Source organism: Microbispora sp. NPDC088329 (assembly GCF_040685655.1).
In the GTDB taxonomy this organism is placed as follows: Bacteria; Actinomycetota; Actinomycetes; order Streptosporangiales; family Streptosporangiaceae; genus Microbispora.
In genome coordinates, this window is the sequence record NZ_JBFBIP010000029.1 from 17,804 (window position 1) to 30,645 (window position 12,842).

10 protein-coding genes are annotated in these 12,842 nt (G+C 72.1%); 7 read left to right on the forward strand and 3 right to left on the reverse strand.

Going from position 1 to position 12,842, the window contains the following annotated elements; translation table 11 throughout:
- Window positions 1-6 precede the first annotated feature (6 nt).
- Genes AB0O28_RS35695 through carB form a run of 5 tightly spaced genes read left to right on the forward strand, consistent with a single transcriptional unit; the run spans window position 7 to window position 7,256 of the window.
- A complete protein-coding gene (locus AB0O28_RS35695; protein ID WP_363647007.1) occupies window positions 7-1,263 on the forward strand; it encodes an ATP-grasp domain-containing protein in 1,257 nt (418 codons plus the stop codon).
- A gap of 24 nt (window positions 1,264-1,287) precedes the next feature.
- Window positions 1,288-1,557 carry a hypothetical protein gene (locus tag AB0O28_RS35700; RefSeq protein WP_363647008.1) on the forward strand — a complete coding sequence of 90 codons (270 nt, stop codon included), beginning with the start codon at window positions 1,288-1,290 and terminating at the stop codon, window positions 1,555-1,557.
- On the forward strand, window positions 1,554-2,816 hold the full coding sequence (locus tag AB0O28_RS35705; RefSeq protein WP_363647009.1) for a hypothetical protein: 1,263 nt from the start codon (window positions 1,554-1,556) through the stop codon (window positions 2,814-2,816). Before AB0O28_RS35700 ends, AB0O28_RS35705 begins: the two co-directional genes overlap by 4 nt.
- Entirely contained in the window at window positions 2,813-3,943 is a 1,131-nt protein-coding gene (gene carA / locus AB0O28_RS35710; RefSeq protein ID WP_363647068.1) for a glutamine-hydrolyzing carbamoyl-phosphate synthase small subunit, read from the forward strand. The genes AB0O28_RS35705 and carA overlap by 4 nt, the downstream gene beginning before the upstream one ends.
- Window position 3,944: 1 nt before the next feature.
- The gene (gene carB, locus AB0O28_RS35715) at window positions 3,945-7,256 is read left to right on the forward strand and encodes a carbamoyl-phosphate synthase large subunit (RefSeq protein WP_363647010.1); all 3,312 of its coding nucleotides are present in this window, start codon (window positions 3,945-3,947) and stop codon (window positions 7,254-7,256) included.
- A 16-nt stretch (window positions 7,257-7,272) separates the two neighbouring features.
- On the opposite strand, the gene AB0O28_RS35720 is transcribed toward carB, so the two are convergent.
- A complete protein-coding gene (locus AB0O28_RS35720; RefSeq protein WP_363647011.1) occupies window positions 7,273-8,610 on the reverse strand; it encodes a PLP-dependent aminotransferase family protein in 1,338 nt (445 codons plus the stop codon).
- Between the two features lie 201 nt (window positions 8,611-8,811).
- Between AB0O28_RS35720 and AB0O28_RS35725 the strand changes: the two genes are divergently transcribed.
- Complete coding sequence (locus tag AB0O28_RS35725) at window positions 8,812-9,558, forward strand: LysE family translocator (protein WP_363647012.1); 747 nt, start codon at window positions 8,812-8,814, stop codon at window positions 9,556-9,558.
- 18 nt (window positions 9,559-9,576) lie between these two features.
- On the opposite strand, the gene rsgA is transcribed toward AB0O28_RS35725, so the two are convergent.
- Window positions 9,577-10,602 (reverse strand): ribosome small subunit-dependent GTPase A, encoded by a 1,026-nt coding sequence (gene rsgA, locus AB0O28_RS35730; protein ID WP_363647069.1) that lies wholly within the window; start codon window positions 10,600-10,602, stop codon window positions 9,577-9,579.
- Complete coding sequence (aroA, locus tag AB0O28_RS35735) at window positions 10,599-11,996, reverse strand: 3-phosphoshikimate 1-carboxyvinyltransferase (protein WP_363647013.1); 1,398 nt, start codon at window positions 11,994-11,996, stop codon at window positions 10,599-10,601. The genes rsgA and aroA overlap by 4 nt, the downstream gene beginning before the upstream one ends.
- Before the next feature lie 81 nt (window positions 11,997-12,077).
- Here aroA and AB0O28_RS35740 point away from each other — a divergent pair, with 81 nt between their 5' ends.
- A complete protein-coding gene (locus tag AB0O28_RS35740; RefSeq protein ID WP_363647014.1) occupies window positions 12,078-12,842 on the forward strand; it encodes an SOS response-associated peptidase in 765 nt (254 codons plus the stop codon).

A 12,842-nucleotide genomic window follows, 5' to 3' on the forward strand; every position in this document is an offset into this window, starting at 1 on the left:
AGAAAGATGCCGGGTAAGTACCGGGTAGCAGTGATCGGCGGCCGGCCCGCGCCCGTGGCGGGCGCCAAGGAACTGGACATCGACGTCGTCCTGGTCCATGAGCAGGGGGCGTACGAGGAGTCCGTCCTGCGGCACTGCGAGCGGGTCGTGCACGCCCCGATCGCGGACGGGCAGGCCATTCTCGACGTGCTGAAGCCGTTGCACGAGGAGCGCCCGTTCGACCGGGTGCTCACCACGACCGAGCCCGCGGGCGAGTCGACCGGCTTCGTGGTCGACGCGCTGGGGCTTCCCGGCGTCACCGAGGCGACCGCCCGCGCGCTCAAGGACAAGGTGCTCACCCGGAAGCTGCTCGACCGCAACGGCCTGAGCCCGGTGCGGTACCGGCAGATCGAGAGCCTCGCCGACATCAAGCGGTTCTGGGCCGAGGTCGGCGACCGCATCGTCGTCAAGCCGGCCGACGGCGTGGCGAGCCTGCACATCCACCCGGTCGACTGGGAGGGCGACGCCGAGCGGGCCTGGCGCGCACTGCGGGACGCCGGCGTCGAATCGGTCATCGCCGAGGAGTATCTGGACGGTCCCGTCGTCAGCGTCGACTCCTTCTCCTACGGCGGACGTCACCTGCCGATCGGCTACTCCGAGTACCGCATGAACGACCGGTACGTCGAGTGGGAGGTGAGCACGCCCAGCCGCGTCGCGGCGCCGCACCGGGCCGAGTTGTTCGACCTGACCCGCAAGCTGCTCGACGCGGTCGGGCTGACCGAAGGGCCCTCGCACAGCGAGTTCGTGCTGACCCCGAAGGGCCCCCGGGTGCTGGAGTCGCACGCACGGCTCGCCGGCAGCGGCGCTCCCGAGCTGGTCCGCCGGGCCTTCGGGTTCGACCTGAACCGCATGTTCCTGACCGTCCCGCTCGGCATCGACGCACTGCCCGAGACCTCGCCCGAGCCGCTGGGCGGCGCCGCGGTCCGGTTCTTCACCCCCGAGCCCGGCACGGTGACGGCGGTCGAGGCCGACGACGACGCGGCGGACGCGATCAGGACGGTGCCGAAGGGAGAGGTCCCGCTGGTCTTCCTGCCGTACCTGGACGAGTTCAGGGACGTCGAGGTGGCCGCGGTGATCGCGAAGCACCCCGGGGACGTGGTGCCGCCGCTGCTGACCGTGGCCGACTGCGTCTCCGGTTACGTGATCGCCTCCGGAACCGACGCCGCGGACGCCGTGGCCAAGTGCGACCGGGCGAACGACAAGATCCGCTTCAGGACGAGCTGAGGACCTCAGGAAAGGGAACAGCCCGTGACCATGTCCAGCACCGCCGAGTTGGCGGACTCCGTCACCCAGTTGAGAAGCGCGCGCAAGCTCGTCGCGGAGAGCTCCACCGCGGACGAGCAGCTCACCCAGGCGGCACTGCACCTGATCGACTGCGCCGCCGACGTGGTCAGCCGCCTGCCGGCCGGGGACCTGGAGTCGGCTCGCGAGGCACTCGGATCGGCACGTGCGGCCGTGGTCTCGGCGACCTACGCCGTACGGCGGATCCACGACCGCTCCCGGACGGAGCACCCATGAGTACTCACATCCTGGTCATCCACCGATGGCGTGACCGGCACGCGCTCTACGACGAGTACATCGATCACGACGCGCACCGGGTCACGTACGTGACCACGGACCTGGGGGTGGTGTCCGTGCCGGGCACCGCCGCCGCGGTCCGGGTCGTGCCGGCCACCGACGACGTGACCGCGGTGACGGCCGCGGTGGACGGGCTGTCCGCGCGGTACGGCCCGCCGGACCGGGTCGTCGCGCTCAACGAGGGCGACCTGGACATCGCGGCCCTCGTCAGGGAACGGCTGGGCTGCGAGGGACAGGACACCGAGCGGCTCGCGCCGTTCCGCGACAAGCTGGTGATGGCCGAGGCGATCGCGGCCGCGGGCATCGCGGTGCCCGTGTTCGCGGACGCGCCCGACGAGGCGGCCGTACGGGCGTTCGCGGACGTCCACGGCTGGCCCGTCGTCGTCAAGCCCAGGAAGGGGACGGCAAGCCGGGGCGTGGTCCGCCTCGACACCGAGGCGGACCTGGCTCTGCTGCGGGGGTTGCCCGCCGAGCCGCGGATCGTGCAGAAGTTCTGCGGCGACGCCGTCTTCCACATCGACGGGCTGTGGACGGGCGACCGGCTGGGTCCCTGGCGGGCGTCCCGCTACGTCAACACCTGCGTGGACTTCACCAGAGGCGACGCGCTGGGGTCGGTCGAGGTCGACGATCCCGATCTCCTGCCGGCGCTGGGGGAGTTCACCGCCGCCGTGGCGGGCGCGCTGAGCGACGAGCCGTGGGTCTTCCACCTGGAGGCGTTCGTCGGATCCGCCCTCGGGCGCGTACCCCGGCTGACCTTCCTTGAGGCCGGTTACCGGGTCGGCGGCGCCGAGATCCCGTTCGTGTGGCGTGAGGTGCACGGCATCGACCTGATGCGCGCCGCCGTCGACATCCAGCTCGGCCGGCGTCCCGACCTGCCCGTGCCCGACGCCTGGCGGACGGGCGGATGGCTGCTGGTGCCGACGCCGGTGGCCGCTCCGTGCCGGGTGACGGGCTGGAGACTCCCCGAGCCGCCCGCGCCGGGCGAGGGGCCGTACGCCCATGTGATCCCGCCGGTGGGCGACCTGATCCCCAGGGTCGGCGGATACGAGCACGTGGGGGCACGGTTCCGCTTCCGGGGCGAGTGCAGCAGCGACGTCGAGAAGGCCGTGGTCAGGACGGCGGCGCAGTTCCGCCTGGAATGCGCGCCGCAGCGGCCGGTCGGCGCCGGCGTCGTACGGCACGGGGCGTGCGTGCGATGACGGCGACCGGCGCCGCCCCGCGCCCCCGCGTCCCGGCCGTGCTCGTGCTGGAGGACGGCCGTACGTTCCGCGGTTTCGCCTTCGGGGCCGTGGGCGAGACGTTCGGCGAGGCGGTCTTCTCGACGGGCATGACCGGCTACCAGGAGACCCTGACCGACCCCTCCTATCACCGGCAGGTCGTGGTGATGACGGCGCCCCACGTCGGCAACACCGGGATGAACGACGAGGACCAGGAGTCGGGGCGGATCTGGGTGTCCGGATACGTGGTGCGCGACCCCTCGCGGGTCGCGTCGAGCTGGCGCGCCCGGCGCGGCCTGGAGGAGGACCTGACGGCACAGGGCGTGGTGGGCATCGGCGGCGTCGACACGAGGGCGCTCACCCGGCATCTGCGCGAGCGCGGCGCGATGCGGGTGGGCATCTTCTCCGGCACGGCGATCGCGGGCGACGCCGCGATGCTCGCCCGGGTCCGCGCGACGCCCGGGATGGCCGGCGCCGATCTGGCGAACGAGGTCTCGTGCGCCCGGCCGTACGTGGTTCCCGCGGTCGGCCGGAGGCGCTTCACCGTGGCCGCCCTCGACCTCGGCATGAAGTCGATGACGCCCCGGCGCATGGCCGAGCGCGGCATCGAGGTGCACGTGCTGCCGGCGACCGCGACCGCCGAGCAGGTCGAGGCGCTGGAGCCGGACGGCGTCTTCCTGTCCAACGGCCCTGGGGACCCCGACACGGCCGACCTGAGCGTGGTGCGCGCCGCGCTGGACAGGGGAACGCCCGTCTTCGGCATCTGTTTCGGGCACGAACTGCTGGGCCGTGCCCTCGGATTCCGCACCTACAAGCTCAAGTATGGCCATCGCGGGATCAACCAGCCCGTCCAGGACCGGGCGACGGGAAAGGTCGAGATCACCGCGCACAATCACGGCTTCGCCGTGGACGCGCCTCTGGACGGCACGGCCGTCACGCCGTACGGCCGGGCCGAGGTCTCGCACGTGTGCCTGAACGACGACGTGGTGGAGGGGCTCGTCCTGCTCGACCGGCCGGCGTTCAGCGTGCAGTACCACCCCGAGGCGGCGGCGGGCCCGCACGACGCGCGCCATCTGTTCGACCGCTTCGCCGCATTGATGGAGGGATAGCGTGCCCAAGCGCGCCGACATCCGATCCGTGCTGGTCATCGGCTCGGGGCCGATCGTCATCGGGCAGGCGGCGGAGTTCGACTACTCCGGCACCCAGGCCTGCCGCGTCCTGCGGGCCGAGGGCCTGCGGGTGATCCTGGTCAACCCCAACCCGGCCACGATCATGACCGATCCCGAGATCGCCGACGCGACGTACATCGAGCCGGCCACCCCCGAGTTCGTCGAGAAGATCATCGCCAGGGAGCGCCCGGACGCGCTGCTCCCGACCATGGGCGGCCAGACCGGGCTCAACACCGCCATCGCGCTGCACGAGACCGGCGTGCTGAAGGCGTACGGCGTCGAGCTGATCGGCGCCGACGCGGACGCCATCCGCAAGGGCGAGAACAGGGAGCGGTTCAAGGCGGTCGTCGAGGCGGTCCGCGAGAAGATCGGTCACGGCGAGTCCGCCCGCTCGGTCATCTGCCACTCCATGGACGAGGTCCTGGCCGGGGTGGGACGGATCGGCGGCTACCCCGTCGTGGTGCGCCCGTCGTTCACGATGGGGGGCGCCGGTTCCGGCTTCGCCCACGACGAGGCCGAGCTGCGACGCATCGCCGAGGTCGCGCTGACGCTCTCGCCCACCTCCGAGGTGCTGCTGGAAGAGTCGATCATGGGCTGGAAGGAGTACGAGCTCGAGCTGATGCGCGACAAGAACGACAACGTCGTGGTCGTCTGCTCGATCGAGAACCTCGACCCGATGAGCGTGCACACCGGCGACTCCATCACCGTGGCGCCCGCCATGACCCTGACCGACCGCGAGTACCAGATCCTGCGCGACATCGGGATCGCGGTGATCCGGGAGGTCGGCGTGGACACGGGCGGGTGCAACATCCAGTTCGGGGTCGATCCCGCCACCGGCCGGGTCATCGTGATCGAGATGAACCCGCGCGTGTCGCGGTCGTCGGCGCTGGCCTCGAAGGCCACCGGCTTCCCGATCGCGAAGATCGCGGCCCGGCTGGCGATCGGTTACACCCTCGACGAGATCCCCAACGACATCACCGGGGAGACCCCGGCGTCGTTCGAACCGACCCTCGACTACGTGGTGGTGAAGGCGCCCCGGTTCGCGTTCGAGAAGTTCCCCGACGCCGACCGGACCCTCACGACGACGATGAAGTCCGTCGGAGAGGCCATGGCGATCGGGCGCAACTTCCCGCAGGCGCTCAACAAGGCGCTGCGGTCGCTGGAGAAGAGGGACGCCCCGTTCGCCTTCGACGATGCCGGGGGCGGCCCGGGGGACAGGGACCGGCTGCTCGAGGCCGCGCGGCGCCCGGCCGAGGACCGGATCGCCGTCGTCATGCGCGCCATCCGCGCCGGCGCCGGACGGGAGGAGCTGTTCGAGGCGACGAAAATCGACCCCTGGTTCATCGATCAGCTCTTCCTCATCAAGGAGATCGCCGACGAACTGGCGGACGCGGCCGAGCTCGGCCCCGAACTGCTCGCGCACGCGAAACGGCACGGAATCTCCGACGCCCAGATCGCGGCCATCAGGTCGGTGAGCGAGGACGACGTGCGGCGGACGCGCCATGAGCTCGGCATCCGCCCGGTCTACAAGACCGTCGACACGTGCGCGGCCGAGTTCGCCGCCCGGACGCCGTACTTCTACTCCTCCTACGACGACGAGAGCGAGGTCGCCCCGCGGACCAGGCCCGCGGTGATCATCCTCGGCTCGGGCCCGAACCGCATCGGCCAGGGCGTCGAGTTCGACTACTCCTGCGTGCACGCCTCCTTCGCCCTGCACGACGCCGGCTACGAGACCGTGATGGTCAACTGCAACCCGGAGACGGTGTCGACGGACTACGACACCTCCGACCGGCTCTACTTCGAGCCGCTCACGCTGGAGGACGTGCTGGAGGTCGTCCACGCCGAGCAGCAGGCGGGGCCGGTCGCGGGCGTCGTGGTGCAACTGGGCGGGCAGACCCCGCTCGGGCTCGCCCAGGCGCTGAAGGACAACGGCGTCCCCGTGGTCGGCACCTCGCCCGAGGCGATCCACCTCGCCGAGGACCGCGGCGCCTTCGGCGGGGTGCTGGCGCGCACCGGGCTGACAGCCACCGAGCACGGCACCGCGACCTCCTTCACCGAGGCCAAGGCGGTCGCCGACGAGGTCGGCTACCCGGTCCTCGTCCGTCCCTCGTACGTGCTCGGCGGGCGCGGCATGGAGATCGTGTACGACGAGGAGCGGCTTTCCGCCTACATCGCCGAGTCCACCGAGATCGGCCCGGAGCGGCCCGTGCTGGTCGACCGCTTCCTGGACGACGCCATCGAGATCGACGTCGACGCCCTGTACGACGGCGCGGAAATCTACCTGGGCGGCGTGATGGAGCACATCGAGGAGGCCGGGATCCATTCCGGCGACTCGGCCTGCGTCCTTCCGCCGCTCACCCTCGGCGGGGAGACCGGCAGGCTCCGCGCGTCGGCGGAGGCCATCGCCCGCGACATCGGCGTACGCGGGCTCATCAACATCCAGTTCGCCCTGGCGGGAGACGTCCTGTACGTCCTGGAGGCCAACCCCCGTGCGTCGCGGACGGTGCCGTTCGTCTCCAAGGCGACGGCGGTGCCGCTGGCGAAGGCGGCCGCGCGGATCTCCCTCGGGGCGACCATCGCCCAGCTGCGGAGCGAGGGCCTCCTGCCGCCGCGCGGCGACGGCGGCACGCTGCCGCCGGACGCGCCGATATCCGTGAAGGAGGCGGTGCTGCCCTGGTCCCGGTTCCGTGACCCCTCCGGGCGCTGGACCGACACCCTCCTCGGCCCGGAGATGCGCTCCACCGGCGAGGTCATGGGCATCGACTCGATCTTCGGGACCGCCTTCGCCAAGTCGCAGGCCGCGGCGTACGGCGCGCTGCCGACCAAGGGGAGGGTGTTCCTGTCGGTGGCCAACCGCGACAAGCGGACCGTGGTCTTCCTGGCCCGGGCCCTGGCCGACCACGGCTTCTCGCTGCTGGCCACCGCCGGCACGGCCGAGGTGCTGCGCCGCCACGGGATCGAGGCCACCGTGGTGCGCAAGCACAGCGAGGGCCCGGGACCGGACGGCGAGCCGACGGTCGTCCGCCTCATCCACGAAGGGAGGATCGACCTGATCGTGAACACGCCGTACGGCGCGGACGGCCGCGTGGACGGCTACGAGATCCGCACCGCCGCCGTGGCCAGAGGCGTGCCCTGCCTGACCACCGTCCAGGCGCTCGCGGCCGCGATCCAGGGGATCGACGCGCTGACGGGCGGTGAGGTGGAGGTCCGCTCGTTGCAGGAGCATTCACGGCGGCTCACGGCGGCCCGCTGACGTGCGGGCCGGGCGGTCACTCGGCCAGGAGGTCGTCGGGTGAGGACCGCGCGATCCCGGCCAGAGTGGTCAGGGCGCGTGCCAGCGTCTCGGCCGGGGGCGAGGCGAGACCGAGACGGACGGCGTTCGGCCTGCGGTGGTCGCCGACGGCGAAGGCCGCCGCCGGGGTGACGGCGATGCCGTATCGCGCGGCGGCGGCCACGAACGTGTCGGCCCGCCACGGGGGCGGCAGCTCCCACCAGCAGGAGTAGGAGCGTGGGTCGCCGCGCACGGCGAACTCGCCCAGGTGGCGAATCGCGATCTCCTGCCGGTCGGCGGCGTCCCGCTGCTTGCCGCGGGTCACCGCCGCGACGATCCCGTCGGTCGCCCACTGGACCGCCGTTTCTAGCGCGAACCGCATCGGCGCCGAGCCCGCGGAGTGCAGCGCCGCCGTCATGCCCGGGACGGTGGCCCGGGGAACGACGGCGAATCCGACGGTCAGGCCCGGCGCGAGCCGTTTGGAGAGGCTGTCGACGAGGATCGTGTGCTCCGGCGCCATCGCGGCGAGCGGCGGCAGGTCGTCGCGGAGGAACGACCAGATGGTGTCCTCGATCGCGTGGACGCCCAGCCGTTCGAGTACGCCCGCGAGCTCGGCCCGGCGCTCGACCGGCATGCTGAGGGACAGCGGGTTGTGCAGCGTGGGCTGGAGGTAGATCGCCTTCAGCGGGGTCTTGCGGGCGGTGCTCTCCACGGCGTCGGGGACCAGCCCGGCCTCGTCGACCGTCAGGGGGACGAGCGTGACCCCGAGGCGGCCGGCGATCGCCTTCAGGACGGGATAGGTGAGTTCCTCGACGCCCAGCCGTCCGCCCGGAGGGACCAGTGCGGTGATGGCGGCCGCGATCGCCTGACGTCCGTTGCCGGCGAACAGCACGCGCGCCGGATCCGGGCGCCAGCCCGCGCGTGCGAGCAGGCCCGCGGCGACGTCGCGGGCGAAGGAGGTCCCGGCCGCGCCCACCGGCCGTACGGACGACTCCAGGACGTCCGGGCGCAGCAACTGCCTGATGCCGTCCCCCAGCAGGCGGGCCTGCCCGGGGACGGCGGGGTAGTTGAGCTCCAGGTCGACCCTGCTGTCGCTGGGCTCGGTGAGGGCCGGCCCGGGGCGCCGGTCGGACGCCCGTACGAAGGTGCCCCGGCCGACCTCGCCGACGGTGAGGCCGCGGCGGGTCAGCTCGGCGTAGACGCGCGCGGCCGTGGAGTTCGCGATGCCGCGCCGCCGGGCGAAGTCCCGTTGCGGAGGCAGCCGGTCGCCCGGCCGAAGCCGTCCGGCCGCGATCTCCGCGGCCACCTCGTCGGCCACCTGCCGGTAGCTCTCCACCGCCGTCTCCTCTCCGCCTCGCCCGCCCAGTGCAATACCGCACCGATTGAATCCAAACACGTAATTGCTCCGAGAGCAATTCTGAACATTGCGCTCTCAATGGGGCGTGGAATAGCCTGAGAAAGCCTTCCGGGCCGGCATGAGGGATCGCGGGCGTATGCCGTTGTCCTCGTTGATCGATACGAGAAAGAAGGCGCGTCAATGGTCGGACAAAGTGTGGCCGGGCAGGGTTTGGTCGCGCAGAGCGCGGTCGTGGGAGTCGTGTCCGTGGCGCTCGGAATGGTGCTGTCTCCGGGTCCGAACATGATGTACCTCGTGTCGCGGAGCATCAGCCAGGGGCGCCGGGCCGGAGTCATCTCGCTGGGCGGAGTGGTCCTCGGATTCATCATTTACCTGGTCGGCACGAACCTCGGCCTGGCGGTGCTGTTCGCCACGTTTCCGCAGATCCTGACGGCCATCCGGCTGGTCGGGGCCGCCTACCTGCTCTGGCTCGCCTGGAAGACCGTCAGGCCCGGCGGCGTGTCGGTGTTCACCGTGCAGGACGTGCCGCACGACCGGCCGCGCCGGCTTTTCGTCATGGGGCTGATGACGAACCTGCTCAATCCTAAAATCGCCATTCTGTATATTTCCGTGATTCCGCAGTTCATCGACCTCGACCGGGGAAACGTCCTGCTTCAGGGCATCGTTCTCGGTGGTTGCCAGATCGCGGTGGCGACAACCGTGAACCTGTCGATCGTGCTGGCCGCCGGTGGCATCGCGGGTTTCCTGGCGCACCGGCCGACCTGGCTGCGCGCGCAGCGGGTCGTCATGGGGAGCATGCTCGGGGTGCTCGCCGTCATGCTCGCCTTCGACCAGAGCACCAGCACGTCGAACGTCGCCGCCTCGGCCCGGACGGGCTCCTCCCAGGGGCAGACCGTCTCGTATCCCACTCAGCCGGGCGTCGGCTGACCCGCGGCCAGTCTGCGGCTAGTCCTCGTCCGCGCCCTCGCGGCTGGCGAGCAGCCGCCGCAGGGACTCCAGGCGCGCGGGATCGGCGTGCCCCTCGGCGACGTACCGGTCGAGCGCGCAGTCGTCGCCGAGGTGGGTGCAGCCCTTGGGGCATTCGGTCGTGGCGTCCACCAGGTCGGGGAAGGCCGCGAGCACGGTCTCCACCGAGATGTGGGCGAGCCCGAAGCTGCGCACGCCGGGCGTGTCGATCATCCAGCCGCCCTCCGGCAACTCCAGGGCGACCGCGGACGTGGAGGTGTGCCTGCCCCGGCCGGTGACGGCGTTCACGTGGGACACCGCCCGGCGGGCATGCGGCACCAGCGCGTTGACCAGGGTCGACTTGCCGACCCCCGAATGGCCGACGAGCACGCTGACCCGGTCCGCGAGCGCCTCGCCCAGATCGTCGAGCGGGCCGCCCCTGTGCACCACGACGAACGGCACGCCGAGGGGTTCGTACAGCGCCACGAGATCGTCGGCGGGGGCCAGGTCGGCCTTGGTGAGGCACAGCAGGGGCTCGATGTCGGCGTCGTAGGCCGCGACGAGCATCCGGTCGATCATCCGGGGGCGCGGCGGGGGATCGGCGAGCGCGGTGACGATGACCAGCTGGTCGGCGTTGGCGACGATGGGGCGCTCGATGTCGTCGACGTCGTCGGCGCTGCGCCGCAGCATCGAGGTGCGCTCCTCCACGCGGACGATGCGCGCCAGCGTGTCCGGCTGCCCGGTGACGTCGCCCACCAGTGCCACGCGGTCGCCCACGACGATGCCCTTGCGGCCGAGCTCGCGGGCCTTCATGGCCACGACGAGCGTACGCTCGCCCCGCCGTCTCCTCGGTGTCGCGGAGCGGGGGACGCCCTCGCCCACCAGACAGGTGTAACGCCCGCGGTCGACGGCCACCACGAAGCCCTCGACGGCCTCGCTGTGGGCAGGCCGGATCCGCGTCCTGGGCCGCGAGCCCTTGCCCGGCCTGACCCTGACGTCGTCCTCGTCGTACTGCCGTTTTCTCAGTGCCCCTGTCCTTCGCCGTGCCCGTGCCGACCTCCGTTGCCCAGCATCGCGGCCCACATGCGCGGGAATTCGGGCAGGGTCTTGCCGGTCGTCGCGATGTCCTCGACCTCGACGCCCGGCACGACCAGGCCGATGACCGCGCCCGCCGTGGCCATGCGGTGGTCGGCGTACGAGTGGAAGACGCCGCCGGTCAGCGGCCGGGGGTGGATCTCCAGGCCGTCGTCGGTCTCCCTGGCGTCGCCGCCCAGCCGGTTGATCTCCGTGGCCAGGGCGGTGATCCGGTCGGTCTCGTGCCCCCGGATGTGCGCCACGCCCCGGATGCGGGACGGCGCGTCGGCCAGCGCGGCCAGTGCGGCGATCGTGGGCGTGAGCTCGCTGACGTCGCGCAGGTCGGCGTCGATGCCGCCCACCCGGCCTTCGCCGGTCACCCGCAGGCCCTCCGGCACCCGCTCGACCCGCGCGCCCATCTCGGCGAGCAGCCCGCGCAGCGCGTCGCCGCCCTGCGTCGTCTCCTGCGGCCAGTCCGGCACGACGACGGAGCCCCCGGTGACCAGGGCCGCCGCCAGGAAGGGAGCGGCGTTGGACAGGTCGGGCTCGACCGTGACGTCCCCGGCCAGGATCGGGCCGGGCTGCACCCGCCATACGTCGCGCTCGGAGGCGTCCACCTCGACCCCCGCCTGGCGCAGCATCTGCACGGTCATCTCGATGTGCGGCATCGACGGGACGGGCGGGCCGTCGTGCCGCACCGTCACGCCCTTCTCGAACCGCGCGGCGGCCAGCAGCAGACCGGAGACCATCTGCGAGGAGACCGAGGCGTCGAGCACCACCTCGCCGCCCGGGATCGGCCCGCGGATCGTGAACGGCAGCGCGTCGTTGTCCACCGACGCGCCGAGCGCGCGCAGCGCGCCCAGGATCGGGCCCATCGGCCGCTTGCGCGCGTGCGGATCGCCGTCGAAGAAGACCGGCCCGTCGGCCAGCGCGGCGACCGGGGGCACGAACCGCATGACGGTCCCGGCCAGCCCGACGTCGATGGACGCCCCGCCGCGTACGGGATGCGGGATGACCGACCAGTCCACGCTGTCGGCGCTCTCGTTGGACGGCGTCATCTCGGCGCCGAGCGAGCGCAGCGCCGCCGCCATCAGGTCGGCGTCGCGGCTGCGCAGCGCGAGCCGTACGGCGCCGGGGGCGTCGGCCAGTGCGGCGAGCAGCAACGCGCGGTTGGTCACCGACTTGGAGCCGGGCAGGCGGACCGTCGCACGGACCGGCTCGGCGGCCACCGGGGCGGGCCAGAGCGGGGTTGCGGCGTTCCGGTCGACGCCGGTCTGACGGTCGACGCCGGTCTGATCGGTGGCGTGCGGCTCGGCGCCGCCGGACGCGGACTGCGGAGAGGCCATGCCCGCAAGCTTAGTGCGCTCACGTTCGTCCGTACCGTCGCGAGAGCGCGTCCGGCCCGCGTGAGTGGCAGTCTTGGTGGCATGTGCGGGAGGTACGCGTCGGCGCGCAAGAAGCAGGAGTTGCTGGAGGAGTTCCAGGTCGAGCTGGACGGGGTGCCCGACCGGCTGCCCGGCGGCGAGCTCCGGCCCGACTACAACGTCGCGCCCACCAAGAACGTCTACGCGGTCATGTGCCGGGTGCCGAAGGACGACGGCGGCGAGAGCCGGGCCGACGAGCAGCCCGTCAGACAGCTGCGGGTGGTCCGGTGGGGGCTCGTGCCGAGCTGGGCCAAGGACCCGTCGGTCGGGTCGCGGATGATCAACGCCAGGGTGGAGACGGTGGCGGAGAAGCCGTCCTACCGCAGGGCGCTGAAGTCCCGGCGCTGCCTGATCCCGGCGGACGGCTACTACGAGTGGATGCCGCTGGAGGGCAGGAAGAAGCAGCCGTTCTTCATCCACCCCGCGGACGGCGGCGTGCTCGCGATGGCCGGCCTGTACGAGTTCTGGAAGGACCCCACCCGCGCGGACGACGACCCGCTGAAGTGGCTGTGCACCTGCACGGTGATCACCACGACGGCGACCGACACGCTGGGCCGCATCCACGACCGGATGCCGATGATGGTCGAGCGCGACCGCTGGACTGAGTGGCTCGACCCGCGGCTGACCGACCCCACCGGCCTGCTCGTCCCGGCCGGTCCCGACCGGCTGGAGGCGTACGCGGTGGCGGACGCCGTCAACAACGTCCGGCACAACGGCCCCGAGCTCATCGAGCCCCTGGAAGGCGACGACGTCCCACGGCTCTTCTAG

What these genes read in the sequence shown, in the direction of transcription:
- AB0O28_RS35695 (WP_363647007.1), top strand. Translation starts at nt 7, where the DNA reads ATGCCGGGTAAGTACCGGGTAGCAGTGATCGGCGGCCGGCCCGCGCCC.
- AB0O28_RS35705 (WP_363647009.1), top strand. Translation starts at nt 1,554, where the DNA reads ATGAGTACTCACATCCTGGTCATCCACCGATGGCGTGACCGGCACGCG.
- carA (WP_363647068.1), top strand. Translation starts at nt 2,813, where the DNA reads ATGACGGCGACCGGCGCCGCCCCGCGCCCCCGCGTCCCGGCCGTGCTC.
- AB0O28_RS35725 (WP_363647012.1), top strand. Translation starts at nt 8,812, where the DNA reads ATGGTCGGACAAAGTGTGGCCGGGCAGGGTTTGGTCGCGCAGAGCGCG.
- aroA (WP_363647013.1), bottom strand. Translation starts at nt 11,996, where the DNA reads ATGGCCTCTCCGCAGTCCGCGTCCGGCGGCGCCGAGCCGCACGCCACC.
- AB0O28_RS35740 (WP_363647014.1), top strand. Translation starts at nt 12,078, where the DNA reads ATGTGCGGGAGGTACGCGTCGGCGCGCAAGAAGCAGGAGTTGCTGGAG.